This window comes from Streptomyces sp. NBC_01363 (assembly GCF_026340595.1).
Taxonomy (GTDB): Bacteria; Actinomycetota; Actinomycetes; order Streptomycetales; family Streptomycetaceae; genus Streptomyces.
This window is the reverse complement of record NZ_JAPEPF010000001.1, coordinates 1702910-1728349: the sequence shown is the minus strand read 5'-3', so window position 1 is coordinate 1728349 and position 25440 is coordinate 1702910. Positions and strand designations below refer to the sequence as shown.

General features: G+C 70.8%; 21 protein-coding genes. 10 read left to right on the top strand and 11 right to left on the bottom strand.

Going from position 1 to position 25440, the window contains the following annotated elements:
* Position 1: 1 nt before the first annotated feature.
* A complete protein-coding gene (locus OG611_RS08135) occupies positions 2-982 on the bottom strand; it encodes an alpha-ketoacid dehydrogenase subunit beta (RefSeq protein ID WP_266416960.1) in 981 nt (326 codons plus the stop codon).
* Between the two features lie 2 nt (positions 983-984).
* Positions 985-2166, bottom strand: coding sequence for a pyruvate dehydrogenase (acetyl-transferring) E1 component subunit alpha (gene pdhA, locus OG611_RS08130; RefSeq protein WP_266416958.1), 1182 nt, complete (start codon positions 2164-2166; stop codon positions 985-987).
* Between the two features lie 341 nt (positions 2167-2507).
* Here pdhA (OG611_RS08130) and OG611_RS08125 point away from each other — a divergent pair, with 341 nt between their 5' ends.
* The 3 genes from OG611_RS08125 (at position 2508) to OG611_RS08115 (ending at position 4916) form a co-directional block, all read left to right on the top strand.
* A complete protein-coding gene (locus OG611_RS08125) occupies positions 2508-3167 on the top strand; it encodes a response regulator transcription factor (RefSeq protein ID WP_266425659.1) in 660 nt (219 codons plus the stop codon).
* Positions 3168-3310: 143 nt separating this feature from the next.
* Positions 3311-3760 (top strand): pyridoxamine 5'-phosphate oxidase family protein, encoded by a 450-nt coding sequence (locus tag OG611_RS08120; RefSeq protein ID WP_266416956.1) that lies wholly within the window; start codon positions 3311-3313, stop codon positions 3758-3760.
* A 154-nt stretch (positions 3761-3914) separates the two neighbouring features.
* A complete protein-coding gene (locus OG611_RS08115) occupies positions 3915-4916 on the top strand; it encodes a phosphotransferase enzyme family protein (protein WP_266425656.1) in 1002 nt (333 codons plus the stop codon).
* A gap of 89 nt (positions 4917-5005) precedes the next feature.
* On the opposite strand, the gene OG611_RS08110 is transcribed toward OG611_RS08115, so the two are convergent.
* On the bottom strand, positions 5006-6637 hold the full coding sequence (locus tag OG611_RS08110; protein WP_266416954.1) for a protein kinase: 1632 nt from the start codon (positions 6635-6637) through the stop codon (positions 5006-5008).
* Positions 6638-6931: 294 nt separating this feature from the next.
* On the opposite strand from OG611_RS08110, the gene OG611_RS08105 reads away from it, so the two are divergent.
* The 6 genes from OG611_RS08105 (at position 6932) to OG611_RS08080 (ending at position 14753) form a co-directional block, all read left to right on the top strand.
* The gene (locus OG611_RS08105; RefSeq protein ID WP_266416952.1) at positions 6932-8575 is read left to right on the top strand and encodes a protein kinase; all 1644 of its coding nucleotides are present in this window, start codon (positions 6932-6934) and stop codon (positions 8573-8575) included.
* Positions 8576-8893: 318 nt separating this feature from the next.
* The gene (locus OG611_RS08100) at positions 8894-9628 is read left to right on the top strand and encodes a hypothetical protein (RefSeq protein WP_266416949.1); all 735 of its coding nucleotides are present in this window, start codon (positions 8894-8896) and stop codon (positions 9626-9628) included.
* 105 nt (positions 9629-9733) lie between these two features.
* The gene (locus OG611_RS08095) at positions 9734-10348 is read left to right on the top strand and encodes a PadR family transcriptional regulator (protein WP_266416947.1); all 615 of its coding nucleotides are present in this window, start codon (positions 9734-9736) and stop codon (positions 10346-10348) included.
* A gap of 78 nt (positions 10349-10426) precedes the next feature.
* Positions 10427-11212, top strand: a complete 786-nt coding sequence (locus tag OG611_RS08090; protein WP_266416945.1) for an ABC transporter ATP-binding protein — start codon at positions 10427-10429, stop codon at positions 11210-11212.
* The gene (locus OG611_RS08085) at positions 11209-14049 is read left to right on the top strand and encodes an FtsX-like permease family protein (RefSeq protein WP_266416943.1); all 2841 of its coding nucleotides are present in this window, start codon (positions 11209-11211) and stop codon (positions 14047-14049) included. Before OG611_RS08090 ends, OG611_RS08085 begins: the two co-directional genes overlap by 4 nt.
* Positions 14050-14204: 155 nt before the next feature.
* Entirely contained in the window at positions 14205-14753 is a 549-nt protein-coding gene (locus tag OG611_RS08080) for a bacterial proteasome activator family protein (protein ID WP_323180131.1), read from the top strand.
* A gap of 172 nt (positions 14754-14925) precedes the next feature.
* On the opposite strand, the gene OG611_RS08075 is transcribed toward OG611_RS08080, so the two are convergent.
* From OG611_RS08075 to pdhA (OG611_RS08045), 7 genes are all read right to left on the bottom strand, one after another.
* On the bottom strand, positions 14926-15912 hold the full coding sequence (locus OG611_RS08075; RefSeq protein ID WP_266416941.1) for an NAD(P)H-quinone oxidoreductase: 987 nt from the start codon (positions 15910-15912) through the stop codon (positions 14926-14928).
* Between the two features lie 273 nt (positions 15913-16185).
* Positions 16186-17328, bottom strand: coding sequence for a TrkA family potassium uptake protein (locus OG611_RS08070; RefSeq protein ID WP_266416939.1), 1143 nt, complete (start codon positions 17326-17328; stop codon positions 16186-16188).
* On the bottom strand, positions 17286-18971 hold the full coding sequence (locus tag OG611_RS08065; protein ID WP_323180130.1) for a molybdopterin molybdotransferase MoeA: 1686 nt from the start codon (positions 18969-18971) through the stop codon (positions 17286-17288). The genes OG611_RS08070 and OG611_RS08065 overlap by 43 nt, the downstream gene beginning before the upstream one ends.
* 329 nt (positions 18972-19300) lie before the next feature.
* Complete coding sequence (locus OG611_RS08060) at positions 19301-20161, bottom strand: NTP transferase domain-containing protein (protein WP_266416937.1); 861 nt, start codon at positions 20159-20161, stop codon at positions 19301-19303.
* 109 nt (positions 20162-20270) lie between these two features.
* Positions 20271-21791: a dihydrolipoamide acetyltransferase family protein gene (locus OG611_RS08055; protein ID WP_266416934.1), complete on the bottom strand. Its 1521-nt coding sequence runs from the start codon at positions 21789-21791 to the stop codon at positions 20271-20273.
* The gene (locus OG611_RS08050) at positions 21791-22822 is read right to left on the bottom strand and encodes an alpha-ketoacid dehydrogenase subunit beta (RefSeq protein ID WP_266416932.1); all 1032 of its coding nucleotides are present in this window, start codon (positions 22820-22822) and stop codon (positions 21791-21793) included. Before OG611_RS08050 ends, OG611_RS08055 begins: the two co-directional genes overlap by 1 nt.
* Entirely contained in the window at positions 22819-23982 is a 1164-nt protein-coding gene (gene pdhA / locus OG611_RS08045; protein WP_266416929.1) for a pyruvate dehydrogenase (acetyl-transferring) E1 component subunit alpha, read from the bottom strand. The genes OG611_RS08050 and pdhA (OG611_RS08045) overlap by 4 nt, the downstream gene beginning before the upstream one ends.
* Positions 23983-24230: 248 nt before the next feature.
* On the opposite strand from pdhA (OG611_RS08045), the gene OG611_RS08040 reads away from it, so the two are divergent.
* On the top strand, positions 24231-24752 hold the full coding sequence (locus tag OG611_RS08040) for an Lrp/AsnC family transcriptional regulator (protein ID WP_266416927.1): 522 nt from the start codon (positions 24231-24233) through the stop codon (positions 24750-24752).
* Between the two features lie 67 nt (positions 24753-24819).
* Here the strand turns inward: OG611_RS08040 and OG611_RS08035 are convergent, their stop codons facing one another.
* Positions 24820-25413, bottom strand: a complete 594-nt coding sequence (locus OG611_RS08035) for a TetR/AcrR family transcriptional regulator (protein WP_266416924.1) — start codon at positions 25411-25413, stop codon at positions 24820-24822.
* Positions 25414-25440 lie beyond the last annotated feature (27 nt).

The following is a 25440-nucleotide window of genomic DNA, read 5'->3' as shown; positions in this document are numbered from 1 at the left end:
CTCAGTACGCCAGCGAGCGGTCGACGGCGTCGAGCACGCGGTCGAGACCCGGCAGGTACTCGTCCTCCAGCCGCGCCGGCGGGTACGGGGCGTGGTAGCCGCCGACCCTCAGCACCGGTGCCTCCAGATGGTAGAAGCAGCGCTCGGTGATCCGGGCCGCGATCTCGGCCCCGGAGCCGTAGAACACCGGCGCCTCGTGGACCACGACGAGCCGGCCGGTCTTCTCGACCGAGGTCTGGATGGCGTCGAAGTCGATCGGGGACATCGAGCGCAGGTCCAGCACCTCGATCGACTTGCCCTCCTCCTCGGCGGCCGCGGCCGCTTCCAGGCAGACCTTCACCATCGGGCCGTACGCGACGAGCGTGAGGTCGGTGCCGGTACGGGCCACGGAGGCCTTGTGCAGCGGGCCGGGGATGGAGTCGGTCTCGACCTCGCCCTTGTCCCAGTAGCGGCGCTTCGGCTCGAAGAAGATGATCGGGTCGTCGCTCTGGACGGCCTGCTGCATCATCCAGTAGGCGTCGTTCGCGTTCGACGGCGAGACCACCTTCAACCCCGCGACGTGCGCGAACAGGGCCTCGGGCGACTCGCTGTGGTGCTCGACGGCACCGATGCCGCCGCCGTACGGAATCCGGACGACGACCGGCAGCTTGATCTTGCCGAGCGCGCGGGCGTGCATCTTGGCGAGCTGCGTGACGATCTGGTCGTACGCGGGGAAGACGAAGCCGTCGAACTGGATCTCCACGACGGGCCGGTAGCCGCGCAGGGCCAGGCCGATCGCCGTACCGACGATGCCGGACTCGGCGAGCGGGGTGTCGATCACCCGGTCCTCGCCGAAGTCCTTCTGGAGTCCGTCGGTGATCCGGAAGACCCCGCCGAGCTTGCCGACGTCCTCACCCATGATGAGGACCTTGGGGTCGGTGTCGAGAGCCTTGCGCAGCGACTCGTTGAGAGCCTTCGCAATGGACATCTTTTCCATGGCCATGGCTACTTGCTCTCCTCGGCAGAGTCGGCGAACGATGCCTGGTAGGCGGCGAACTGGGCGCGCTCCTCGTCGACGAGCGGGTTCCCGTCGGCGTAGGCGTGGTCGAAGATCGCGATCGGGTCCGGGTCGGGCATCGCCCGTACCGCTTCGCGCACCCGCTTGCCGAGCGCTTCGCTCTCCTCGTCCAGCGCGGTGAAGAACGCCTCGTCGGCGGCGCCCTCCTTCTCCAGGTACGCGCGCAGCCGCAGGATCGGGTCCTTGGCCTCCCAGGAGGCCCGCTCCTCGTCCGCCCGGTACTTCGTCGGGTCGTCGGAGGTGGTGTGCGCGCCCATCCGGTAGGTGAACGCCTCGACGAGGGTGGGCCCCTCCCCCCGGCGGGCCCGCTCCAGCGCCGACCTGGTGACGGCCAGGCAGGCGAGTACGTCGTTGCCGTCGACCCGGACGCCGGGGAAACCGAAGCCCTGCGCGCGCTGGTAGAGCGGGACGCGGGTCTGCTTCTCGGTCGGCTCGGAGATCGCCCACTGGTTGTTCTGGCAGAAGAAGACGACCGGGGCGTTGTAGACCGCGGAGAAGGTGAAGGCCTCGGCGACGTCCCCTTGGCTGGAGGCTCCGTCGCCGAAGTACGCGATCACGGCCGAGTCCGCGCCGTCCTTGGCGACGCCCATGGCGTAGCCGGTGGCGTGCAGGGTCTGCGAGCCGATGACGATCGTGTACAGGTGGAAGTTGTTGCTGTTCGGGTCCCAGCCGCCGTGGTTCACGCCACGGAACATCCCGAGCAGATTGGTCGGATCGACACCCCGGCACCAGGCGACACCGTGCTCGCGATACGTCGGGAAGACGTAGTCGTCGTCGCGCAGAGCCCGGCCGGAGCCGATCTGCGCGGCCTCCTGGCCGAGCAGCGAGGCCCACAGGCCCAGCTCACCCTGGCGCTGGAGGGCGGTGGCCTCGGCGTCGAAGCGACGGGTCAGGACCATGTCCCGGTACAGACCGCGCAGCTCGTCCGCGGTCAGGTCGATCGAATAGTCCGGATGCTCCACGCGCTCGCCCTCGGGCGTCAGCAGCTGTACGAGCTCGGGCTCGGAACTCTGTGGCGTCTTCGCGGACGTCTTCGCGGTCGTTTTCACGGCGCTGGTCCGCTTGCTGCTGCGTCGCGGCTTGCGCGCGGCAGTGCTCTCCACGGTCACGTGCGTGCTCCTCCGTCGGTCCGGCCCCCGGGGTCTGCCGGGAAAGCCAGTGCGGCTCGCCTGTGTCCGTACCCGTGCACGGGGTGGGTGCCGCTCGGTCCGGGAACAGGCGTGACAGGTGCCCCGGCGAGCGCCCTGCCAAAAGCACGTTACCCAGTACGCCGCATAACTGCGAAACCCTATCTGACCTGCGATTTTGCTTGGATTTCCAAGTAAATCGAAAAAGTCGGGAACTCTCGCTGGTCACAGCACTGGTAACAGCCTTGCAGGCCGCCGGAACAACGGCACGTTATCCCGCCGTTCGGCGGCAGGGAAGAGGCGAGTGTGTGAGACTGCGTTTTGTGCGCGAACAAGGAAAAATCACCGTTTTTCTGTTGGACGACCACGAAGTCGTCCGACGCGGAGTCCATGAATTGCTCTCGTCCGAGGACGACATCGAGGTCGTCGGCGAGGCCGGCACCGCGGCGGACGCGCTGGTCCGTATCCCCGCGACCCGGCCCGATGTGGCGGTGCTCGACGTACGGCTGCCGGACGGCAGCGGGGTGGAGGTCTGCCGGGAGGTCCGTTCCCAGGACGACAACATCAAATGCCTGATGCTCACCTCGTACGCCGACGACGAGGCACTCTTCGACGCGATCATGGCGGGTGCGTCGGGCTATGTGCTGAAGGCGATCCGGGGCAACGAACTGCTGAACGCGGTGCGCGACGTGGCGGCCGGGAAGTCGCTGCTGGACCCCGTGGCGACCGCCCGGGTGCTGGAGCGGCTGCGCGACGGCAAGAAGGGCCGGGGCGAGGACAAGCTCGCCGGTCTCACCGACCAGGAACGCAAGATCCTCGATCTGATCGGCGAGGGGCTGACGAACCGGGTGATCGGCGAGCGGCTGCATCTCGCCGAGAAGACGATCAAGAACTACGTCTCCAGCCTGCTCTCCAAGCTGGGCATGGAGCGGCGTTCGCAGGCCGCCGCGTACGTGGCCAGGCTCCAGGCGGAGAAGCGCTGAGCACCACGCCCCGGGCGGCCGGGGCGACCCAGGCGCAGGGTCCGAGGGGCCGCGCGCCCCGGTGATCTTCGGGACTTTGGTCCCGGACCAACCGGGGCCGCGGCCTCTTTCTGCGACCTCCCGGGTGGCGGAGAGTGGAGGCCATGTCCTCCGAGGAACTCCAGGCGATCGAACTGCTCGGCCGCGTCCGCTACGGCCGGCTGGCGACGAGCATGCGTGCCCTCCCGTTTCTGTCGGTGGCCCGCCACGTCGTGATCGACGGCCGCGTGGTCCTGCGGATGCACAGCGGTTTCGGGTACCACAACGCATGCGACGGCACGGTCGTGGCGTACGGTGCGGACAACTTCGACGCCGCCGGTCCGGGGGTCGACGGTCCGGGGGTCGACGGCGATCTGTGGGCCGTGCAGTTCACCGGCACCGCCGAGATCGTGCACCCGGCACCCGGCCAGCGCCGGCTCTTCGGCGACGGTCCCGCCCGGGTGAACGGGGAGCCCTTCGACCCGGCGTACCTCAGGATCGAACCGCACTTCGTCTCCGTGCACACTCTGGGCTTCGACGCAAGTCAGCCGATTCGGCCACACAGCGTGATCTAACATCTGGTGAGTGCCGCGCTCATTTGTCACCCTTCCGCCCGCTCCGTCGGCCGGCGAGATGCTGTTCCCGTCCGTGCCCGCTCCCCCCGTGTCCCCGGTGGACAAGGTGCTGTTCCCGTCCGTGCCACGGCCGCCCGTGCCCCCGGTGACCGAGGTGCTGCGCCACTATCCGGACGCCGGTGAACCCCTGAGCTGCAAGCCCATCACCAAGGGCCTGCTCAACCACGGCTACCGCGTCTCCACCACCCGCGGCTCCTACTTCCTCAAGCACCACCTCGACGACTCCACCGGTGACCGCGCCACGATCGTCCGCCAGCACCGCGCCACCCAGCGGCTGCAGTCGCTGGGCGTGCCCGTCGCCCCGCCCGTGCAGGACACCGAGGGCGACACGGTCACTGAGATCGGCGGCCGGTGCTACGCCCTGCACCCGTGGGTGGACGGGCTGCACCGGGCGGGCGCCCAGCTCAGCACCGCGCAGTCGGAGCGGCTCGGGGCGCTGCTCGGGGCCGTGCACACCGGGCTCGAACAGGTCATGGGGGCGGGCACCGGGCTCGCGCACCGGTCCGTCGGGTCCGTCGGGTACCGGAGCCCCGACCCCACCGACACCTTCGCGCTGATCGACGACCTGCTGACGGCCGCCCGCGGGCGCCGTCCCCGGGACGCCTTCGACGAGCTGGCCGTGCACCGCCTCCTGGAGCGGCGCACCCTGCTGGAACAGCACGCCGACCGCAGACCCCCCACCCCCGGTGCCCCGGCCACCGGCTGGGTGCACGGTGACTTCCACCCGCTGAACGTCCTGTACCGGGGCGGCGACCCGGTCGCGATCCTCGACTGGGACCGGCTGGGCGTCCAGCCACGGGCGGAGGAGGCGGTGCGGGCCGCGGCGATCTTCTTCGTACTGCCGGCCGGGAAACTGGAGCTGGAGAAGGTGCGGGCGTACGCGCGGGCCTACCGGCAGGCGGCCGGGGCGGGGGCGGCGGAACTGGCCGCCGCGGTGCACCGGGTGTGGTGGGAGCGGCTCAACGACTTCTGGATACTCCGCTGGCGGTACTGCCTGCACGACCGGAGGGCCGACCCGCAGTTCCCTGCGGTGTCGGCCCTGGCGGTCTGGTGGACGCGCGAGTACGAGACGGTGCGCGAGGCGTTCACGGGGTGACCGGCCCGTGAACGACCGGGCCGGTGCCCGGTCGTTCACGGGCCGGGGGCCCGGTCATCGCAGGGGCGGTGGCTTGGCCGTCGGTCGGGTCAGGACGTGGTGCCCGTACCGGGCCCGGCCGCCGCGGATGTACCGGTGGTGGCGCCGCTGCCGCCCTCCGTACCCGTACTGCCGCCCTCCGTACCCGTGCTGCCGCCCTCCGTACCGGTGCCGCCGGTGTCCGTGGTACCGCCGGTGTCCGTACCCGTGCTGCCGCCGTCCGTACTGGTGCCGCCGGTGTCCGTGGTGCCGCCGGTGTCCGTACCGGTGCTGCCGTTGGCCGGGGCGGACGGTTCCTTCGACGGTGGTTCGGACGGCTCGCTCGGGGTGGTCGACGGGGAGTAGCTCCGCCGCGGCGGCGTGTCCTGCTGGTTGCCGGTGGAGTTCTCCGGCGCCTGGGTCTCCTGGCTCTTCTCGTCGCTCGGCCCGGACGACGTCTTCGACGGGGACGGCGAACTGGTGGTCTTGTCGGGCTTCTTCTCAGGGGTCGAACCGGTGTCGTTCGCGGCGTTGACCGCGATGGCGACACCCGCCCCGATCGCGATCAGCGCGAGCACGACGAACAGCCACAGCTTGCCGCGACCGCCGCCGCCCTGGTGCCCGCCCTCGTAACCGCCGTCGTCGGGGTTCATCGGCGGCAGGATCGGACCCTGCGAGGTGTCCCCGTGATGCGGGTGGCCCATCGCCATCGTGGCCCCGGCGACACCCATGGCCGGGGTGTTCCCGCCTTCGTGCATGGCGACCGCACCGGTGTTCCACGTACCCGTGTGGCCGCCCTGCACCTGAAGCATCTGGAGGCTGTACTGGATGAGGCCGCGCATCTCCTCGGCGCTCTGGAACCGGTCGTCCGGGTCCTTCGCGAGGGAGCGCATGACCAGCCCGTCCAGCTCCGGCGGCACCGCGTCCAGGACCTCGGACGGCGGGACCGGAATGTCCTGGACGTGCTGGTACACGACGGACAGCGGCGTCTCGCCCGTGAACGGGGGCCGCAGCGCCAGGAGTTCGTACAGCAGGCAGCCGGTGGCGTAGAGGTCGGAGCGGTGGTCGACGGCCTTGCCGAGCGCCTGCTCGGGGGAGAGGTACTGCGGCGTGCCCATGACCATGCCGGTCTGGGTCATCGTCGACTGCGCGCCGTGCAGCGCGCGGGCGATGCCGAAGTCCATCACCTTGACCGCACCGGAGTTGGTGATGATCACGTTGGCCGGCTTGATGTCGCGGTGCACGATGCCGTGCTGGTGCGAGTACGCCAGTGCTTCGAGCACGCCGGAGACGATGATCAGCGCCTGCTCGGGCGGCGGGGCCTCGGCGCTGATCAGCAGGTCGCGGATGGTGCGGCCCTCGACCAGCTCCATCACGATGTAAGGGACGGTCGCCCCGCCCACGATGTCCTCGCCGGAGTCGTACACGGCGACGATCGCATGGTGGTTGAGCCCGGCGACCGACTGCGCCTCGCGCGTGAACCGGGCCTTGGAGACCGGGTCCTCGGCGAGGTCGGAGCGCAGGAGCTTCACGGCGACCGTGCGTCCCAGCCTCACGTCCTCGGCCGCGAACACCTCGGCCATGCCGCCCCGGCCGAGGCGGTGGGTCATCCGGTAACGTCCGTCACCGACGACACCGCCGATGCCCCAGGAGTCGGTGCCATCCGAAACTCCGCCGCCGTTTGCTTCGGAATCGGGTGCCATCAGTCCTCGCCGTCGTATCTGTCCGCGCGTCCGCGGGTTCTCACGGTGTCTAGCTGCATTGCCACGTCACGCTACAGCCTCTTTCGGACGCACCGTTTCCGAGAGGGACCGGTCATCCAACCGCCCGGCGTGCCGTCCACGCAAATTTCATGCGGTTCCTGTAACGCTTCCGAGACGCTTCTTGTGCGTAGGGTCACGGAACGGGCACCTGGCTTGACGTGTCGTACCCCTCGGGCAGACTTGGCGCGTAATAGGGATGATCGCGTGAGTCGCGCGCCGAGGGGGAAGCTAGTCATGAGCCAGGACGGCGCACACGGCGCACAGGGTCGCTACGCGGGCGGTTCCGTCGCCGGCGGGCGCTACCAGCTTCGCGACCTGCTCGGCGAGGGCGGGATGGCGTCCGTATACCTGGCGTACGACACCGCCCTGGACCGACAGGTCGCAATCAAGACATTGCATACGGAGCTGGGCCGCGAGCAGTCCTTCCGTGAAAGGTTCCGGCGCGAGGCGCAGGCCGTTGCCAAACTGCAGCACACCAACATCGTCTCGGTCTTCGACACCGGCGAGGACGAGCTCGGCGGCGCGCTGATGCCGTACATCGTCATGGAGTACGTGGAGGGGCAGCCGCTCGGCTCCGTGCTCCAGGCGGACATCCAGCACCACGGCGCGATGCCGGCCGACCGGGCACTGAAGGTGACGTCCGACGTACTGGCCGCGCTGGACACCAGCCACGAAATGGGCCTGGTCCACCGCGACATCAAGCCCGGCAACGTGATGATGACCAAGCGCGGTGTCGTGAAGGTCATGGACTTCGGCATCGCCCGCGCCATGCAGTCGGGCGTCACGTCGATGACGCAGACCGGCATGGTCGTCGGCACCCCGCAGTACCTCTCCCCCGAGCAGGCCCTGGGCCGCGGCGTGGACGCCCGCTCCGACCTGTACTCGGTCGGCATCATGCTGTTCCAGCTGCTGACCGGGCGGATCCCCTTCGACGCGGACTCCCCGCTGGCCATCGCGTACGCACACGTCCAGGAGGAGCCGGTCGCACCCTCCACCATCAACCGGTCGATCACCCCGGCGATGGACGCGCTGGTCGCCCGCGCGCTGAAGAAGAACCCGAACGAACGCTTCCCGAGCGCGGCGGCGATGCAGGACGAGATCGCCCGCGTGCTGGCCGCGAGCGGCTCCCCGGGCGCGCCGGTGATCGTCGCGGGCGGCGGCGCCCCGGCGAACAGCGGCTCGGGCGTCGGCTCGGCGGTCTTCCCGCCGGTCGACCAGTCCGGCGGGATGCCCCAGAGCGTCCAGACGCCGTACCAGCCGGGCCCGTACCAGTCGGGTGCCCAGCCGGGCCCGTACGGTCCGGCGACCCCGGCCCCGACGCCGGCACCGTCGTACGGCTACCCGCAGTCGGCCCAGGCGTACCAGAGCCAGGCCCCGATGCAGCAGCAGACGCCGCCCTACACGGTCTCGCCGCAGACCCAGACGCAGTCGCACTCGGGCGGGGGCGGCTCCAAGCGGAACATGCCGGTGATCGTGGGCTCGATCGTGGTCGCGCTGATCGCGATCGGCGGGCTGATCACGGTGCTCTCGCTGAAGAACGACGACTCGAAGGGCGGCACGACCGCGAACGAGTCACCGGCCGCGGGCGAGCACAAGGATCCGGAGCGGAACCGGACGATGGACACCGAGAAGTGCACGGACGCGATGGAGGACAGCGACGACCCGAACAAGGTCGACGCACCGAACTTCCTGTACAAGGACATCCTCTCCGCGCGGGCGTGCGCGGACGCGGCGGGCTGGACCATCAAGAAGATCCAGGTACCGGGCAACACCTACGCGGAGGACCAGGTCGTCGACCAGTTCCCCACGCCGGGCACCGCCGTACCGAAGACCGACGCCCACTTCGAGCTGCGCATCGCGACGGGCGACCCGGCCTGAGTCCGGACCCGCCCGGCCTCGTGCGGGCTTGCACGGCTCGCACTTCGGCGGCTCGTGCGGGCTTGCACGGCTCGCACCTCGGCGGCTCGTGCGGGCTTGCACGGCTCGTACGTGGGCGGCTCGTGCGGAGGCTGAGGTGACGGGCCGGTACATGTGACGGGCCGGTGCGTGCGCGGGTTGGATGACGGGCCGTCGCGCGAGTGAGCGCGAGTGAGGGCAGCGCCCGGAGCGCCATACGTCCGAGATGCCGGACATACCGTCACATGTGACGCTGCCCCCATGGCTCCAGGACTTCTCCCCTCACGACCCACGAGGCGCGTGGCCTGCCTGATATTGACGGCGGGTGCGGCGCTGGGGACTGCGGCAGGCGAGACGCAGGCCGTCCAGTGCGCGCCCGACCGGCCAATAGGCCCGTTCAGCACCCCGGTGGCACCGCCCCCGCACACCTCGGCCGGAGCCTCTGCCCGGCCTTCCGGTATACCCGGTGCCGATCCGTCAGCCGAGGAGCCGGTCACCCCTACGGCCGCCCCCTCGGCCATACCGACGCCCGTTCCCTCGGACGGCGGAACGGCCGCCCCCGCACCTCCCGGATCCCCGGCCCCCTCCTCCCCGGCCTCCGGCTCCCCCTCCGGCCCGGCATCGGCATCGGCCTCGCCCTCCGACTCCCCGGCCACCTCCGACTCCGACCCCGACTCCGTTTCGGAACCCGGCTCCGACGAGGAGCCGCCGCAGCCCGAGGTGCAGCCCCCGCTCGCCGGGCGCGAGGCCGGGGAGGGGCGGTTGCGCCCCGGACGGCAGCTCTTGCCGTGGGAGCTCGCACGCGTGGACAGTTCGCGCCCGCGGCCCGACCCGCCCCCCGCGGCCACCGATCCGGGGCCGGCGCCGGCCGCGATACCCGCGGCGAGCACGCCCCCCGGGACCGGCCCGCTCTCGCCGCAGGCCCTGAACGCGCCGACCGTGCAACAGGTGAAGCGGGTGTCGCTGGGTGCGGGAATCACACTGATCGGGCTGGGGCTGGGCTTCCTGGCGTTCCGTATGCGCCGCCCGGACTGAGCCGCCCACGTCTTCCACGGATCTTCCACGAACCGGGCCTCTCACCACCGCCACACGCCCGGCGGAGATTTGCACTGAGCAACATACTCGGTATACATACTGAGTATGTCGATCCGTCACGGGCTGCTGGCCCTTCTGGAACGGGGCCCCCGATACGGCTCCCAGCTCCGTACCGAATTCGAATCGCGCACCGGCTCCACCTGGCCGCTCAACGTCGGCCAGGTGTACACGACGCTGAGCCGGCTGGAGCGTGACGGTCTGGTCGTCCAGGACGACGAGGACGACCAGGGGCACGCCCTGTACGCGATCACCGACGACGGACGCACCGAACTGCGGAACTGGTTCGAGACACCCGTCGACCGCAGCAACCCGCCCCGTGACGAGCTGGCCATCAAGCTCGCCATGGCGGTCGGCGCACCGGGGGTCGACATCCGTGCCGTCATCCAGTCCCAGCGCCACCACACCCTGAAGGCGATGCAGGACTACACCCGCCTCAAGGCGCGGTCGCTCAGCGACGTACCGGCCAACCGCGACGAGGTCGCCTGGCTGCTCGTACTGGAGCAGCTGATCTTCCAGGCGGAGGCCGAGACACGCTGGCTGGATCACTGCGAGACCCGGCTGGTCCGCCTCGCCGAGGCCGCCGCCACGGAGCCGGAACCCGAGGTCCGTACGACCGGCCGCGCCGCGCCCCGTACCGCCCGCCCGCGCAGCCGGCGCTGACCACAGGAGCGCGCGACCACAGACCGCACGGCCGCGGGCCCATCGACTCACACCCGTTCCGAGGGGGAACCACTCACCATGTCCTCGCACGTCCCGTCCCGATCCGCGGCACCGGCCGGCTCGCCGATACCGGCCGGTGAACCGGTGCTCGAACTCCGGGCGCTCACCCGCACCCACGGCTCCGGCATAGCCGAGGTGCACGCCCTGCGCGGCATCGACCTCTCCGTGCGCGCCGGTGAACTCGTCGCCGTGATGGGCCCGTCCGGCTCCGGCAAGTCCACCCTGCTGACCATCGCGGGCGGTCTCGACACCGCGACCAGCGGCCAGGTCGTCATCGAGGGCCAGGACATCGCCGGACTCGGCCGCAAGGGCATCGCCGCCCTGCGCCGCCGCAGCGTCGGCTACGTCTTCCAGGACTACAACCTCATCCCCGCCCTCACCGCCGCCGAGAACATCGCCCTGCCGCGCGAGCTCGACGGCATCTCCGTCCGCAAGGCCCGCAAGGAGGCTCGGGCGGCGCTTGAGGAGATGAAGCTCCTGGAGGTCGCCGACCGGTTCCCGGACGAGATGTCCGGCGGCCAGCAGCAGCGTGTCGCGATAGCCCGTGCGCTGGTGGGGGACCGGCGCCTGGTGCTCGCCGACGAACCGACCGGAGCGCTCGACTCCGAGACCGGCGAGACGGTGCTCGCGCTGCTGCGCAGCCGCTGCGACCAGGGCGCGGCCGGTGTGATGGTGACGCACGAGCCGCGGTACGCGGCCTGGGCGGACCGGGTCGTGTTCCTGCGGGACGGTTCGATCGTCGACCAGACGCTCACCGACAACGCCGACGCCCACTCGCTCCTCGCCTCCGAGGCCGCCGAGTGAGCGTCTTCACCGGCTGGCGCGCCGCCCTCCGGATAGCCCGGCGCGACGCGATGCGGTCCAAGGGCCGCAGCGCACTGGTGGTCGCGATGATCGCCGCCCCCGTGGTCGGCGTCACCGCCCTCGACGTGACGTACCGCAGCGTGACATCGACCACGGCCGAGCAGCTGACCGCCGCGATGGGTTCCGCCGACGCGCTCTTCAGCGATCAGCAGATCGGCCCCATCGAGCAGATGCCCGAAGCGGAGAGGTACGACCAGGTCGACGAGAACGCGCCGGTGGACGACACCGGCCCGCCGATCGACATCAGCACCACGTTCCCCAAGGGCTCGCGGGCGATCAGCATCCAGTCCGTCCCGGCGAGCGTCACCACCGGCTACGGCGTCGCCAACACCGAGATCTACGAGTTCCGGACATCGGACAAGCTGGCCCGCGGCAAGATCGACCTCGTACGCGGTGACTACCCGCACGGCCCGGACGAGATGGCCGCCACCGAGCCGTTCCTGAAGTCGACCGGCCTGCACATCGGTTCGGCCACCACCGTGCGCAACTCCGGCGAGAAGTACACGATCACCGGCGTGGTCGAGCAGCCGGACATGCTGAACACCGAGGCGCTGTACGCCGATCCGGGAGCGGTCATCGCCCCGTGGCAGGCCAGGGCCGACCACGACAAGAACGTGCTGCCGCCGAACGTCGGCTCCAAGAACTGGCTGGTCAAGGGCCCCGAAGGGGTGGGGGTGACCTGGCCGGACGTCATGGCGGCCAATAAGTCGGGCATCCTCGTCAAGTCCCGTCAGGTCGTCCTCGACCCGCCGCCGCTCTCCGAGGTCCCGCTGGCCAGGAAGAACCACGAGACGTATGCGGAGGACTCCGGGCCGCTGAGCGCTGCGCTCGTCACCGTGGTCGCCATGGCGGTCCTGGAGATCGTGCTGCTCGCCGGACCGGCCTTCGCGGTCGGCGCGCGCCGCTCCCGCCGCCAGCTCGGCCTTCTCGGCACCTGTGGCGGGGACAGACGCCACGTCCGGGCCGTGGTGCTCGGCGGCGGTCTGGTGCTCGGCGGCATCGGAGCCGCGGCCGGTGTGGTGGTCGGGCTGGGAGCCACCGCTGTTTTCCGCCCCATGATCGAGGAGTGGGCCGGGCAGCGCTTCGTCTCTCTTGCCCTGAACCCGAAGGAACTGCTGGCCATCGCAGTGATCGGCCTGATCACCGGCCTCCTGGCGGCGTTCGCCCCGGCGATCGTGGCGAGCCGGCAGTCCGTACTGGAGTCGCTCACCGGCCGCCGCGGCGTCCGCCGCTCCTCCCGGGTGCTGCCCGTTCTGGGCGCCTGCGTACTGGCCATCGGTGTCGCCGTCGCCATCTACGGCGGCACCGACGGGGACTCGACGCTGGTCGCCGGCGGCTCGGTGACCGCCGAGCTCGGGCTGCTCGCCTGCATCCCGGTGATCGTCGGCTCCCTCGGGCGGCTCGGCCGCTGGCTGCCGCTCTCGCCCCGGCTGGCGCTGCGCGACGCGGCCCGCAACCGCGGCCGTACCGCTCCCGCGGTCGCGGCCGTGATGGCGGCCGTCGCCGGTTCGGTGGCCATCGCCACGTACATGTCCAGCGCCGCGGCCGAGGCCGAGTTCAACTACGTCCCCTCGCTGAACGCGGGGACCGTCGTCCTCTCCTCCTCCGATGCCGAGGCTGCCGCCCGGCTCCCGCTGGCACGGGCCGCCGTCGAGCGGAACATGGCCGTCACCGGGGGGCACGCCGACTTCCGACGGGTCTGGGCGGGCAGCGACTGCGACATCTACGGCGACGAGGAGAACCACTGCGGCTCGCTCGAACTGGTCAAGCCCGCCGGCCAGGCCGGCTCCTGCCCGCTCACCGGCAAGGGCGCCAAGAAACTCGCCGCGCGGCTCACCGCCGACGAGCACAAGAAGCTGATGCATTCCCCCGCCTGCCTGGTCGAGCTCATGTCGTCGGGCCTCTTCAACACCGATCCGAGCAGCATCGTCGTGGCGGACGAGGCCATGCTCAGCACCTATGTGAAGCTCGACGACCCCGCCGCCGCCAAGGCACTGGCGGCCGGCACACCGGTACTGCTCAACCGGGTGTTCGCGAAGAACGGCGAGGTCACCGTCAAGGCGGTCCACCGCTACAGCAAGAAGGACAAGCAGAACCGGAAGCTGCACCCGGGCAGGACCCGCACCGCCAGGCTGAAGGTGTACGTGGCACCCGAGAAGTACGCCGCCACCCCCGGGATCCACATGATCCTGCCGCAGCGGACCGCGGAACGGCTCGGCCTGCACACCCAAGCGAGAGGAAGCGTGTACGCGGTCACCCACACGCCGACGGGCGCCGAGGAGCAGCGGACCTACGGCGCGATCGAGCAGGCCGGCGGCGGCATCTGGACGCAGTACGAATCCGGCCCCGGCCGGACCGACGACTCCATGCTCCTGATCCTGACCCTGTTCGCCGGAATGGTGACGCTGGGCGCCGCCGCGATCACGACGGGCCTCGCCAAGGCGGACGCGGAGGCCGATCTCAACACGCTCAGCGCGGTGGGTGCGCCCCCGAGCGTGCGGCGGAAGCTGTCCGGCTTCCAGTGCGTGGTGGTGGCACTCACGGGTGTGGTGCTCGGCACTCTGGCGGGACTGGTGCCCGCGGTGGCACTGCGGATGGTCGATCTGAGCGAGGCGCTGCACATCATGCGGCTGGAACCCACGGAGTCGGCGTACACACCGATCGTGCTGCCCTGGACGACGCTCGGCCTGCTCGTCGTGGGCGTCCCGCTGCTGGCCGGTCTGCTCGCGACGGCACTCACCCGCTCCCGCCTCGCGCTGGCACGGAGGGCCGAGTGATGTCGCGGTCGACGGGGGCGGTGCGGGCGGCGTGGCAGGTGCGGTCGGTGTCGTCGGTGGGCTGACCGGCTGACTTGGTGCCCTCGGAAACGGTGGATCAACCGTTTGCGGGGGCACCACGGTGTTGTACGGCAGGTGTGCGAGACAATGGCGCCATGGAGATGCCGAGGAATGAACGGTCGCAGGAGCACCCCCAAGTCCTCGTGGTGGGGCAGGACGGCATGGCGATCGGCGGCGGTGGCACTGACGACGAATCGCGTGAGGTCCCGGTGACGGAGATGGTCGAGCAGCCCGCGAAGGTCATGCGCATCGGCAGCATGATCAAGCAGCTCCTGGAGGAGGTCAGGGCGGCTCCTCTCGACGAGGCGAGCCGGGTCAGGCTCAAGGAGATCCACGCCAGTTCCGTGAAGGAGCTGGAGGACGGCCTCGCGCCGGAGCTGGTGGAGGAGCTGGAGCGCCTTTCCCTGCCGTTCACCGAGGAGTCGGTGCCCTCCGAGGCGGAACTCCGGATCGCGCAAGCCCAGTTGGTGGGCTGGCTGGAGGGCCTTTTCCACGGCATCCAGACGGCGCTCTTCGCCCAGCAGATGGCGGCTCGGGCCCAGCTGGAGCAGATGCGCCGCGCCCTTCCGCCGGGCAGCGCGCACGAGGACGAGGACGGCAGCGGGGACCCGCACGGGGCCATCAGGTCGGGCCCGTACCTCTAGTCGCCCGGTCCTTCTGGTCGCCCGGTCCTTCTGGTCCCTCGGTCCTGCACCTCCGATATCCCTGGTGCGTACGCCCCTGACTACGAAAACGCCGAGGCCCGGCACACATGGTCCACGACCTGTGCGCCGGGCCTCTCCGCGCGGTGGGGCAGGCAGGGGCCGGGCCGGGGCGTCAGCCCGCAGGGGCCTGCAGCAGCACCTTCCCGATGTGCGCGCTGGACTCCAGTACCCGGTGGGCCTCGGCGGCGTCCGGCATCGGCACCGTGCGGTCCACGATCGGCCGCACGACGCCGTCGGCGATCAGCGGCCAGACATGCTCGCGCACGGCGGCGACGATGGCGGCCTTCTCGGCGAGCGGGCGGCCGCGCAGCGAGGTCGCGGTGATGGCCGCCCGCTTGTTCAGCAGGGCGCTCAGATTCAGCTCGCCCTTGACGCCTCCCTGAAGGCCGATGATGGCCAGCCTGCCGTTGACGGCGAGCGCCTTCACGTTCCGGTCCAGGTACTTCGCGCCGACGATGTCGAGAATGACATCCGCACCGGCCCCGTCGGTCGCCTTGCGCAGTTCCTCGACGAAGTCCTGCTCCCGGTAGTCGATCAGGATGTCGGCCCCGAGCTCCGCGCAGCGCGCCAGCTTCTCCGGCCCCCCGGCGGTGACCGCGACCCGCGCGCCCACGGCCTTGGCGAGCTGGATCGCCATCGTGCCGATGCCGCTGGACCCGCCGTGCACCAACAGCGTCTCGCCGGGTCGCAGATGGGCCACCATGAAGACGTTGGACCAGACCGTGGCCGTCACCTCGGGCAGCGCCGCGGCCAGAACCGGCTCGACGCCGTCCGGCACGGGCAGCAGCTGCCCGGCGGGCACGGCAACCTTCTCCGCGTATCCGCCACCCGCGAGCAGCGCGCACACCTCGTCGCCGAGCGACCAGCCGGTGACACCGGGCCCGATCGCCGCGATACGGCCCGAGCATTCGAGGCCGGGGTACGGGGACGCGCCGGGCGGCGGGCTGTAGAAACCCTGCCGCTGCAACACATCGGCGCGATTGACCGCGCTGGACACGACATCGACGAGGACCTCGCCCTCACCGGCTACCGGATCGGGCACCTCGGCCCAGACAAGTGCCTCGGGGCCGCCGGGTTCAGGGATCGTGATCGCATACATGGCGGCGAGGCTACTCCGTGGCGGATGAAGGGCCATGAAGGACGCCGCCCGGGATCAGACCAGTCGCGCGAGGCCCTTGGACCAGTCGCGCGGGCACCGCCTTGGACCAGTCGCGCGGGCACCGCCTTGGACCAGTCGCGCGGGCACCGCCTTGGACCAGTCGCGCGGGCACCGCCTTGGACCAGTCGCGCGGGCACCGCCTTGGACCAGTCGCGCGGGCACCGCCTTGGACCATCCGCGCGGGCAAGGCCCTGGAGCGGGCACCGCCCTGGATCAGTCGCGCAGGCGCGGGGTGCCCATGGACGGGGTGTCCGGCGGCAATTCGTTCGAGGCGCGCACGATGGTGATCAAACGGTCCGTCAACTGGAGCGGACTGGCCGCCGGATCGTCGTAACCCAGCAGTCGATGCCCCCGCAGCACGCTGACCACGAGATCATCCGTCTCCCGCACACTCTTGCCCACCTCGGCCTTTATCACCGGCCGTTCGACGAGATCGAGCCCGCTGCCCTGCTGGATCAGGTCCTCCATCACCGTGCCCGCGCTGGGGCTCAGGACGGAGAGGCCCAGCAGCCGGCCCGCCGCACTGGCACTGGTGATCACCGCGTCGGCGCCGGACTGCCGGAGCAACGGGGCGTTCTCCTCCTCGCGCACCGCGGCGACGATCTTCGCCCCGCGATTGAGCTGCCGGGCCGTCAGCGCCACCAGCACCGCCGTGTCGTCTCGCTGGGTGGCAATGATGATCTGACGCGCCTTCTGGAGCTCGGCCCGCAACAGCACCTCGCTCCGCGTCGCATCGCCGACCACACCGACGAACCCTTCGGCGTTGGCGATCTCGATCACCTTGGTCGCCGGGTCGACGATGACGATCTGTTCCTTCTTCAAGCCGGTGGCACACAAGGTCTGGATGGCCGAACGGCCCTTCGTCCCGAAGCCGACGACAACGGTGTGATCACGCAAGTTGGTTCTCCAACGCTTCAGCCGAAAGTCCTCCCGGGTCCGTTCCGTAAGGACCTCGAGAGTGGTGCCGACCAGGATGATCAGGAAGAGCACCCGCAGTGGTGTCACGAGCAGCACATTGGTGAGCCGGGCGGCGTCCCCGTACGGGGTGATGTCGCCGTAGCCGGTGGTGGAGAGGGTGACCGTCGCGTAGTACACCGCGTCCAGCAGATCGACCCGGCCATCGGCGGCATCGTGGTATCCGCCGCGGTCCACCCAGACGATCAACACCGTTGCGGCCAGCACCAGAAGCGCCATCATCAGCCGCTTGGCGACCTGCCGCGCCGGACCGTTGACCACCCTGCGCGGGAGCAGCACCCGTGTGGGTACGACATGCTCGTCCGCGCGCCTGGCCATCGCATCGTGGCCGGGAAGTTTCACGTGAAACACCCTTCCGTCCACGGCATCGCCGAGGCCCACGGTAGATCGAGGATCTCCACCTCGGTGCCGGACCGTACCCCGCCCGGCGGTACGACGGCCAGCCCGTCAGCGGCAGCGATCCCGCGGAGCATCGCCGGACCGTCGTAATGCAGCGGTACGACGCGCTCGGCACCGCTACCGGTTCCCCCGCTGCCGTCGCCGTATCCACTGCCGTCCGCGTACCCGCCCCCGCTGCCTGGCCTCTCGGCAGCGCCGCCCGCTCGGTGGATGACGGGCACCAGACGGGTGTCATGCGGGTGCCCGTGCACCTCGTCGCGCACGACGGCCCGGTACAGCACCTCCGGCCCCCGGCCCGCCAGCCCGCGGAGCAGGGGCTCGGCGAGTGTGAGGAGCCCGGAGACGGCGGCCAAAGGATTGCCCGGCAGCCCGACGAGATACGGGCCCTCGCCCCGCGCCTCACCCCGGCGCTCCGATGACCCCGCCACCGAGTCCACCTTCCTGATCCGGGCCAGCAGCATCGGGTGGCCGGGTCGGACGGCGACTCCGTCGACCAGCAGCTCGGCGCCGATCTCGGCAAGGACCGGGTGGACGTGATCGACGGGGCCCGCAGCCGTACCACCGGTGGTGATGACCAGATCGGCATCGGAGGTGGTGAGCGCGCGCCGCAGGGCCGCCGCGTCGTCGCCGAGGCGCTGCGGGGCCGAGACCTCGGCACCCAGCGTGCGCAGCCAGGGGCCGATCATCGGGCCGAGCGCGTCACGGATCAGCCCGTCGTGCGGCAGCCCGCCGGTCAGCAGTTCGTCACCGAGAACGAGGACGTCGACACGAGGACGAGGCACCACGACGAGCGTGTCGTACCCGGCCGCGGCGCCCAGGCCGAGAACGGCGGGCGTCACCAGCGCTCCGGCGGGCACTAGCTGATCGCCGGCACGGCATTCCTGGCCACGGGGCCTGATGTCCTGGCCGGGCAGCACCCGATGCTTCGCGTGGAGCAGCCCCCTGGCCTCGTCCACATGAGCGTGCTCGCTGCGGATCACGGCGTTGGCATCCACCGGGATGCGGGCGCCGGTGGCGATCCGTACGGCATCCCCGTCGGCAAGCGTGGCGGGGACGCTCTGCCCGGCGAGGATGCCCGGATCCCGGGTTGAGCCGGCACCGGCCCTCTTCCTGTCTCCGGCCCCGGTGGCCTCGCGGATGTTCCACGGCCCCGGTCCGGAGACGACCCAGCCGTCCATGGCCGAGGTGTCGAAGGACGGCAGATCGGTGAGCGCGACGAGCGGCTCGGCGAGTACGAGTCCGAGCGCCTGGTCGAGGGGGAGACGGCTGGCCCGGACCGCAACGGCACGCCCGGACCGAACGGCGAGCGCACGCGCCTCCCGCCAGGAGGCCGCATGCCTGTGCCGATGCCTGCCCATGTGCTTGTCCGTGTCCGTGTGCGTGTCCGCGCCCGCGTGCGTGTGCTTGTCCGCGTGCCGGTCATGCCCGCGGGCCGCGTCGGGGCTCCGGTCCGGGGTCAGCGAACGGAGTGCTGCCGCGGGTTCGTCCGCGGGGCGAGGCCGGCCCATGGTGTGCGGCTGACCCGCGGCATGGGGCACACCCGCGGGGTGAGGTTCACCGGACGACTGGCGCCCGACCAGAGCGAGGGCCTGCTCAACGGCCCGGTCCTCCTCGGCCGCCCGCACCTCTCCCGGAGTCGGACACCGCTCTCCGCTCCGGAAACGGTCGTCCTCAGAACGCGAGCCGACGACCAAAGGCGAGCCGACGGGCGAGGTCGAACCGGCGACCGAGGACGAACCGACTACCGAAGACGAGCCGACGGGTGACTCATGCTCGACGTCCACAGACGAGTCGGCCGAGTGCGCGTCGCCCGCCGGACATGAGCCGACCGTCAAACGTGCGCCGACCACCGAACGTGCGCCGGCCGCCGGGGGCAATCCGGCCGCCGAGGCCCCGACGCCCATCGATGCGCTATCCGCAGCCGGAGGCCGATCGGACCCGCCGTTACGGGTGGTCATTGCGTATCGTTCTCGTCCGCCCAGCGAAGGGCGAGCGCAGCAGCCTTCCGGGCCGCCTCGGCCACCGCCGTGGCACCGTCGCCGTCGCCGCCTCCTTCGCTGCTCGCCTTGGCTGCCGCGTACCCGACCAGGAAGGTCGTCAGCGGCGCGGCGGGCCGGGCGACGCCGTGGGCGGCGTCACGGGCGAGGTCGAGCAGGACATCGGTGTCGACGTCGAGTTCGATGCCGAGTTCGTTCTTGACTGCGGTGATCCATTCATCCAGCACGGTCCCATGCTCTCTGATACGGGCTCGGGCCGACGCAATGTCCTCCCAGGTGTCGCAGTCGAAGGAGGCGAGAGGACCGGCCTCCACCTGGGCAAGGTCGAGTTCCTGCGCCAGCAGACGCAGGGGGAGCCCGGACAGACCACCGTGCTCGGCGGCGAGCAGCGCGAGCTCACGGCGCAGCGGTTCGGCACGGTAGACGGCGACGAGAGGCTGGTCGCGACCCTGCTGATCGATGCACAGAGCACCGTCCCGCTGTCCTTCCCCGGCGGCGGCCAGGAGCGCCCCGACAGTGCCCGCCCCGAGAAACGGCAGGTCGGCGGAGAGCACGAGAACCCGTTCCGCCGTGGTCCGCCGAACCCCGGCGTCGAGCGCGGACAACGGACCGCCGCCCCGAGGCTCTTCACGCGTCCAGATCACCGGCCGCACGGTGGACCGGCGCCCGCCCACCACCACCGTCGCCGAAGCGTCGGCGCAGGCCGCGAGCACCCGGTCGATCAGCGCACGGCCACCGACCCGGATCCCGGGCTTGTCGGCGCCGCCGAGCCGCTTGGCGGCCCCTCCGGCAAGGACGATGGCGTCATACGCGGTCATGCATCCGAGTATGCGGGCAGCGGGCTCCCGCTGATCCTCCCGGTCGGTGATCGAGCCGATCGGCCGGATCGAGCGAGGGGAGGAAACGGGAGCCCACGCCTGTTTTCGCCTACAACGTGCGCAGCAGCACCGCCGGTTGTTCCACGCAGTCGGCTATGTAGCGCAGGAAACCGCCCGCCGTGCCGCCGTCACAGACCCGGTGGTCGAAGGTCAACGAGAGCTGGACCACCTGGCGCACGGCCAGCTCTCCCCGGTGCACCCAGGGTTTGGGCACGATCCGGCCGACGCCCAGCATCGCCGCCTCGGGGTGGTTGATGATCGGGGTCGATCCGTCGACTCCGAACACCCCGTAGTTGTTCAGTGTGAACGTGCCCCCGGTCAGCTCCGCCGGGGTCAGCCGCCCGGCCCGCGCCGCCTCGGTCAGCCGGAGGATCTCGGCCCCGATCGACTCGGCGTTCCTGGCCTGCGCGTCCCGCACGACGGGGACGACCAGGCCCCGCTCGGTCTGCGCCGCGAACCCGAGATGGACCTCCGGCAACCGCACGATCTCCCGCGCCTCCAGGTCCACCGTGGAGTTGAGCTCGGGGAACCGGGCCAGCGCCGCGGTGCAGATACGAGCCAGCAGGGCCAGCACCGACACCTTGGGGCCGACAGCCGAACCACCGGCGCTGTTCATCGCGGATCGGGCCGCCATCAGCTCGGTGGCATCGGCATCGACCCAGCACGTGGCGTCGGGGATCTCCCGCCGGCTGCGCGCCAGCTTGTCGGCCACCGCGCCCCGTACACCGCGCAACGGAATCCGATGTGCGGCCGGTCTCGCCGCCGCCAGCGACTGCCCCACCACCCCGGAAGCCAACCCCGACACCGATCCCGATCCCAATACCGATCCCGGAACCGACTCCGTTACCGCCACGGACTCCGCCACGGCCCCCGGCGTCGGGACCGGGGCCACCAGCGGAGCGGCCCTTCCCTCTGCCAGCGCCCTGATCGCGGATTCGACATCGGCCCGCAGGATCAGCCCGTCCGGTCCGGAGCCCGCCAGCTGCCGCAGATCAAGATCATGCTGCCGGGCCAGCTTCCGTACCAACGGGGAGACGACCGCCACCGGCCCAGGCACCGCATCCGGCACGGGATCGGGAACCGGCGCCGGAGCCACGGGCTCCCGTGCGGGAACAGCCGCGGTCACGGCTGCGGGACGGACCCGCCGCCGACGCGCCACCGGCGCACCCGTCCCGTACCCGACCAGCACATTGCCGGACGCCTCCACCTCACCGGACCCGGACCCACGCGAACCGGCCACAGCGCCAGCCCTGGAACCGGACCCTGCTCCCTCATCCGCCCCCTCGTCCACCCCTTCGACCGACCCCACCGGCTGCGCCGATCCCACCGCGACCGCCACCGTCAACAGAGGCGCCCCGACCGGTAGTTCCGAGCCTTCTTCGCCGAACCGTGCGGTCACCACGCCCCCGTACGGACACGGCACCTCCACCATCGCCTTGGCCGTCTCGACCTCGACGACCGGCTGGTCGATGGCGACGACATCGCCGACCTCCACCAGCCAGCGCACGATCTCCGCCTCGGTGAGCCCCTCGCCGAGGTCCGGCAACTTGAATTCGAGTACCTGGGGCATCAGCTCTCCGCCTCCCACTGCAAGCGGGCGACCGCGTCCAGCACCCGGTCCACGCCCGGGAGATGGTGCTTCTCCTGCATCGGCGGCGGATACGGAATGTCGAACCCGGCGACCCGCAGCACCGGCGCCTCCAGGTGGTGGAAGCAGCGCTCGGTGACCCGGGCCGCGATCTCACCGCCCGGACCGCCGAAACCGGAGGACTCATGAACGACGACCGCACGCCCCGTACGCCGGACGGAAGCGGCAACGGTCTCGTCGTCGAACGGCACCAACGAGCGCAGGTCCACGACCTCCAGGTCCCAGCCCTCTTCGACGGCCGCTTCCGCCGCCTCCATGCAGACGGGCAGCGAAGGCCCGTACGTGATCAGCGTCGCGCTGCGGCCCGGCCGGCGGACGACGGCCCGGCCGATCGGCTCCACCGCCACCGGCGCGTCGGGCGACCAGTCCGACTTCGACCAGTAGAGCCGCTTCGGCTCCAGGAACACCACCGGATCGTCGGAGGCGATCGAGGCCCTCAGCAGCCCGTACGCGTCCTCGACCGTGGCGGGCGTGACGACATGGAGGCCGGGTGTCGCCATGTAGTAGGCCTCCGAGGAGTCGCTGTGGTGCTCGACCCCGCCGATCCCGCCGCCGTACGGCACCCGGACCGTGATCGGCAGCGGCATGGCGCCGGCCGTCCGGTTCCGCATCTTCGCGACATGGCTGATGAGCTGCTCGAACGCCGGATAGGCGAAGGCGTCGAACTGCATCTCCACCACGGGCCGCAGCCCGTACATCGCCATGCCCACGGCCGCCCCGAGGATGCCCGCCTCGGCCAGCGGGGTGTCCGTGCACCGGTCCTCGCCGAACTCCTTCGCCAGTCCGTCGGTGATCCGGAAGACCCCGCCGAGCGTGCCGACGTCCTCGCCGAGAACGTGCACCGTCGGGTCCTGTGCCATCGAGTCGCGCAGCGCCCGCCCGAGTGCCTGCGCCATCGTGGCGGGTTTGGCCTTCGCCGTCCGCTCTCCGGCCGTCGCCGCTGCGGTGGTCATCGCCCTTCCTCCACGTCGTCATGGCCGTGCTGGTCCTGCTCGGCGTCCAGTTCGACACGCAACCGGGCTGCCTGCTCCCGCAGTTGTGTGGTCTGTTCCGCGTAGACATGGGCGAACAGATCCATCGGGTCCAGCACCGGATCGGCGTTCATCCGATCGCGCAGAGCGGCTGCCATCCGCTCCGCGGCCACGCGCGCCTCCTCGATCCCGTCGTCGCCGAGCAGCCCCCGCCCGGTCAGCTCCCGCTCAAGAAGCTGGATCGGGTCGTGTGCACGCCAGGCCTCCACCTCGCTGTCGACGCGGTAGCGAGTGGCGTCGTCGGCGTTCGTATGGGCATCCATGCGGTACGTCACCGCCTCGACGAGCGTCGGCCCGCCGCCGCTGCGGGCCCGCGCCACCGCCTCGCCGAGGACCTGGTGCACCGCGGCCGCGTCGTTCCCGTCCACCAGCCGGCCCGGCATCCCGTACCCCACGGCCTTGTGCGCCAGGGACGGCGCGGCGGTCTGCTTCGCCAGCGGTACGGAGATGGCGAAGCCGTTGTTCTGCACAAGAAAGACGACCGGGGCGCGCCAGACGGCCGCGAAATTCAGCGCCTCGTGGAAATCGCCCTCGCTGGTCCCGCCGTCGCCGACCATGGCGAGCGCCACCACGTCGTCGCCCTGGAGGCGCGCCGCGTGTGCCAGCCCGACGGCATGCGGCAACTGGGTGGCGAGGGGGGTGCAGAGCGGTGCGATGCGGTGCTCACGCGGGTCGTAACCGGTGTGCCGGTCGCCGCGCAGCAGGGTCAGTGCCTCGACCGGGTCCAGGCCTCGCGCCACCGCCGCGAGCGTGTCCCGGTAGCTGGGAAAGAGCCAGTCCCGCTCCTCCAGCACCAGCGCGGCCGCTATCTCGCAGGCCTCCTGCCCCGTGCTCGACGGGTAGACGGCGAGTCGGCCCTGCTTGGTGAGGGCGGTGGCCTGCGCGTTGTACCTCCGGCCGCGGACCAGCTCCGCATAGAGCCGCAGCAGCAGCTCGGGGTCGGCGTCGGCCACGGCATCCGTACCGAGCACGCGGTACGGCTCGGGGTCCGGGAGCAGCGGCGCGGGATCGGTGAGCGGCTTCCAGGCCGGGGGCGGCGTGGGCCGGTAAGCGGCCGCGCCGGGCAGCTCTTGGACCGTCATGACAAGCACCTCCTGGCATCGAGGGGTTTCGAGCGGCGTCTGTCGGCATCGGGGGATCGTCCGATGCCGAGGGGTGTCGAAATACATCGAAATGTCGAGCGCTGCCGAGGCACGGATGTGGTGTGCCTCACCTACCGATTGTTCGGTCGTGAGCGCATTTTGGCTACAGGCACCTTCAGCCTGTGGACAAACGGTTCTCCACAGCCTGGGATGGAGGCAGGTCGTCCAGGACAGGGAGGCGGGGGCACATGTCAGCTGAACAAATGGCCGACGGGGGCGAGGACCCGGGCCAGGTTCCGCCCGCGCGCCCGCTCGACGCCATCGATCGCCGCATCCTGCGACTGCTCCAGACGGACGGCCGCGCCTCGATACGGTCGGTGGCCGATCGGGTCCATGTGTCCCGGGCCAACGCCTATGCCCGGATCAACCGGCTCATCGACGACGGCGTGATCCGTGGCTTCAGCGCACGGGTGGACCACGAGCGGGCGGGGCAGGGAGCCTCCGCGTACATCACTCTCAAGATCGTCCAGAATTCCTGGCGCACGGTGCGCGAGCAGCTCCAGGCCCTGCCCGGGGCGACTCATATCGCGCTGGTCAGCGGTGACTTCGATGTCCTGCTGCTGGTGCACACCCGGGACAACAGATCGTTGCGTGAACTGGTACTGACGAGGATCCAGGCCATCCCGGAGGTGCTCTCCACCCGCACGCTCCTGGTGTTCGAGGAGACGGACCTGGCCCCGGGCCCGGACAGGCCCACCGAGCTCACCTGAGGGCTGCCCCGCAGCGGGCGCCAGGAATCCGGGTCGGACCGGAATTCCTTGTGCGGCCGTCAACGGTTCAACGACTGGACCGCATCCCCTCGAAGGCCACGCGGACGAGCGTGTCCGCCAGCCGCTCCCCGTCGACTCCGCCGTCGGGCAGCGGCCGGTACCACTCCACCAGGGAGTTGACCATTCCGAAGAGCAGCCGGGTCACCAGCCGTATGTCCACGTCGGAGCGGAGGTCACCGTCCGCGACCGCCGCCTTGAGCAGATCGGTCACCCGCTGGTCGAACTCGCGCCGCCGCTCCATGGCCCAGCGCTCCGTCTTCGTATTGCCCCGTACGCGCAGCAACAGCGTCACGTAGGGCAGTTCGGCTATCAGCACGTCGACGGTGCGCCGGGTGACGTACTCGACCCGTTCGATCGCACGCCCCCGCGTCGCCCCCGGCTCGTCGAGAATTCCGAAGAGCCCGTCCAGCGCCCGGCTGACCGCGCGGCGCAGGAGCTCCTCCTTGCCCGCGACATGGTGGTAGATGGACGACTTGGAGATGCCCGCCGCCCTGGAGAGGTGCTCCATGGACGTGCCGTCGTAGCCGCGCTCGTTGAAGACACGGACGGCAACGGCGAGCAGAGTCTCCGGGGTGTACGTGTCCCGCTTGGCCGTGGTCATGTCCGCGATCCTCCCCTACGAGTTGTC

What these genes read in the sequence shown, in the direction of transcription:
- OG611_RS08090 (WP_266416945.1), top strand. Translation starts at nt 10,427, where the DNA reads ATGTCCTCGCACGTCCCGTCCCGATCCGCGGCACCGGCCGGCTCGCCG.
- OG611_RS08135 (WP_266416960.1), bottom strand. Translation starts at nt 982, where the DNA reads ATGGCCATGGAAAAGATGTCCATTGCGAAGGCTCTCAACGAGTCGCTG.
- OG611_RS08055 (WP_266416934.1), bottom strand. Translation starts at nt 21,791, where the DNA reads ATGCCCCAGGTACTCGAATTCAAGTTGCCGGACCTCGGCGAGGGGCTC.
- OG611_RS08080 (WP_323180131.1), top strand. Translation starts at nt 14,205, where the DNA reads ATGGAGATGCCGAGGAATGAACGGTCGCAGGAGCACCCCCAAGTCCTC.
- pdhA (WP_266416929.1), bottom strand. Translation starts at nt 23,982, where the DNA reads ATGACGGTCCAAGAGCTGCCCGGCGCGGCCGCTTACCGGCCCACGCCG.
- OG611_RS08120 (WP_266416956.1), top strand. Translation starts at nt 3,311, where the DNA reads ATGTCCTCCGAGGAACTCCAGGCGATCGAACTGCTCGGCCGCGTCCGC.
- OG611_RS08095 (WP_266416947.1), top strand. Translation starts at nt 9,734, where the DNA reads ATGTCGATCCGTCACGGGCTGCTGGCCCTTCTGGAACGGGGCCCCCGA.
- OG611_RS08105 (WP_266416952.1), top strand. Translation starts at nt 6,932, where the DNA reads ATGAGCCAGGACGGCGCACACGGCGCACAGGGTCGCTACGCGGGCGGT.
- OG611_RS08075 (WP_266416941.1), bottom strand. Translation starts at nt 15,912, where the DNA reads ATGTATGCGATCACGATCCCTGAACCCGGCGGCCCCGAGGCACTTGTC.
- OG611_RS08110 (WP_266416954.1), bottom strand. Translation starts at nt 6,637, where the DNA reads ATGGCACCCGATTCCGAAGCAAACGGCGGCGGAGTTTCGGATGGCACC.
- OG611_RS08050 (WP_266416932.1), bottom strand. Translation starts at nt 22,822, where the DNA reads ATGACCACCGCAGCGGCGACGGCCGGAGAGCGGACGGCGAAGGCCAAA.
- OG611_RS08040 (WP_266416927.1), top strand. Translation starts at nt 24,231, where the DNA reads ATGTCAGCTGAACAAATGGCCGACGGGGGCGAGGACCCGGGCCAGGTT.
- OG611_RS08060 (WP_266416937.1), bottom strand. Translation starts at nt 20,161, where the DNA reads ATGACCGCGTATGACGCCATCGTCCTTGCCGGAGGGGCCGCCAAGCGG.
- OG611_RS08035 (WP_266416924.1), bottom strand. Translation starts at nt 25,413, where the DNA reads ATGACCACGGCCAAGCGGGACACGTACACCCCGGAGACTCTGCTCGCC.